At 43.6% G+C, this 2,137-nt stretch carries 3 protein-coding genes and 1 pseudogene; all 4 read right to left on the reverse strand.

Annotated features, from left to right (window positions below; translation table 11 throughout):
* A pseudogene (locus DY78_RS10880) lies at positions 1-367 on the reverse strand (putative HNHc nuclease); the annotation flags it as partial.
* Between the two features lie 58 nt (positions 368-425).
* Positions 426-1,040, reverse strand: a complete 615-nt coding sequence (locus DY78_RS10885; RefSeq protein WP_024626253.1) for a DUF669 domain-containing protein — start codon at positions 1,038-1,040, stop codon at positions 426-428.
* A gap of 2 nt (positions 1,041-1,042) precedes the next feature.
* Entirely contained in the window at positions 1,043-1,702 is a 660-nt protein-coding gene (locus tag DY78_RS10890; protein WP_024626254.1) for an AAA family ATPase, read from the reverse strand.
* On the reverse strand, positions 1,703-2,137 hold a 435-nt coding region (locus DY78_RS10895), incomplete at its 5' end, for a DUF1351 domain-containing protein (RefSeq protein WP_156404122.1).

The raw sequence follows: 2,137 nt of genomic DNA on the forward strand, positions 1-2,137 counted from the left end.
GCCACTCAAACATGAAGTCGATAACTAGGTCTAACAACTGGTTAGCATCGCTCACACTCGATTTTGTGGCGTCTGACAGACTGATTTGCTTGCCATCGGTAAATATCTGATATTGCAGATAAAACATCGATTTCAAAAAGTCTTGCGGCACCACTGACCAGTCTGCGATATCATTCAGCAGCGCAAAGAATAGACGTCGTTGTTGTGGCCTGGCTTTGCGTGTGTCGGCTATTTCCCAATCCATGTAAAATTGGTCATTACTACCGCTAACAGTCTCCAAATGGTCCATGTTCGGCTTCTCGTCCAATTCCGTGACTAGATAAAGTTTTCCATCGTTGTTAACGAGTTGTGTTCGTGAGCGTTGCACCTAGTCACCTCCATGCAAATGCGAGTTTTCTTGAATCCTTTTATTTAAATTGGACCAATTAAAAGGGCATTCCGTTGGGTACATCATCGAACTTCCCGCCGCTATACATATTGCTTGGATTATTAGCTGGTGGAGTTGGTTGGCCTCCGAATGCATTACCTTTCGCTGACGTGCCAAATGCACCCGAAGTGGTTGAATTACTAAATCCATTACCAGCTGCTGACTTTTCAGTTGGTCGAGTGGTTCCGTTTGGCTTACTACCATCATCCATGTATTGACGATAGCCTTTGACGACTAAATAAGTTTTGCCATTCTGGCCAGCTTCCCAATCGACCACGACAGCTAGCTTATGACCTACTGCCTGACTAACAAACTGCTCAATCGAATCGAATGACGCCCCATTTTGCGCCCCCAGCGCTACTGCAATCGTGCTAAAACGCTTGGCCGACATTTCCGCCTTTTCTTGGGTTGATCCGTCCCAAATCTCATTATCAAATCGAATTTGCCCGCCTTTGTACTTCCCGTCTAAAACCTCGTAATCGAGCACCGCCATCGGCTTCCCAGTACTACTAGTTTTAAATTCCGAGCTTGGTGAAATTGCAACATTGTAAACACCAGCCTCTTCAACTGATTGACCGAAAACGTTATTTGAATCTACTGTAAATAAAGACATATTTATTTCTCTCCCTTTTCTGATTTGATTAGTTCATCCGCTTTGATTAACTTGCGAGTGTCTAATCGATTTTTAGTGTGATTGCCTAACTCTGGATTTAGGTCAATCATCCGTACACCGTCTTTGAGATAAATTCGGCCGACCAGGTCAAACATGCTTGTGTAAGCATTGAAGGTCTTCTCGTTCATGTCTGCCATAAATCTACCATCGTTATTTAGCCCGGCCGTGCCATTATCAAGTTGATGAGCGGTTGAATAGACCGTCTTTCCGCTCTCCTTTAACGTGGTTCCGAGCGCACGAAACCACAATTGTAGCGCCTGGTAATTTTGACGATTATCCTTGGAATCATTGATGTTTGCTAATACCAAATTTTGCAAGGCCGTCACGTTGTCCAATACAATAACTTGATACTTTGGATTTGCAATTGCCCGCACAATCATTTGTTCAACAATCCCTTGGATATTCGCGGCATCTTGCTGCTCGAAAATGACGACATCAACATTTTTGTCACCGATGAGGACATCGCTTGATAAATCAAAACTGAACAGTAATTTGTGCCCGACAAACTGCTTTACTAGCGAAGTTTTACCAGTACCGCCATCGCCGTAAATAAAATACATATTCGGTATTTTTGGAATTTTTCCGTCCTCAAAAAATTTCATTTATTCCACCGCTTCAAATTTGATTCCATTTTTCTTCATAAAAGTCGCTAGCTCCCACATTTGATCCTTAGTTGCTGTAATCTTTAACACTTTCGTAAACGAAACTACTTCCCCGGTGTCGGTATCGACAATTTTACCGGTACTCGTTTCTTGCTGATGCTCTGCAGCCACTTGCTGTTTAATCTCTCGCTGACGTTCACGTTCTTTGACTGATTCAACTTGCCGGTCAATTGCCTGCAACAAGTACTGGACGTCCTGTCCTTGCTTCAACTGGTCAATCCATGGGATGGGATCAACGTCGACTGCTTGAGCATACTTGGTAATCATCGTTGTGGCAGTAGCCAACTTATCCTTGGCTTGCTTTACCACCGTCATCGATGATGCAACTTCTTGAGTGATTTGTTTGTTGCTGATGCTCTTATTCAGCCAACGAGG

It is taken from the genome of Lactiplantibacillus fabifermentans DSM 21115, from assembly GCF_000498955.2.
Taxonomy (GTDB): Bacteria; Bacillota; Bacilli; order Lactobacillales; family Lactobacillaceae; genus Lactiplantibacillus; species Lactiplantibacillus fabifermentans.

Coding starts and splice junctions, on each gene's coding strand:
- DY78_RS10885 (WP_024626253.1), bottom strand. CDS start 1,040: ATGTCTTTATTTACAGTAGATTCAAATAACGTTTTCGGTCAATCAGTT.
- DY78_RS10890 (WP_024626254.1), bottom strand. CDS start 1,702: ATGAAATTTTTTGAGGACGGAAAAATTCCAAAAATACCGAATATGTAT.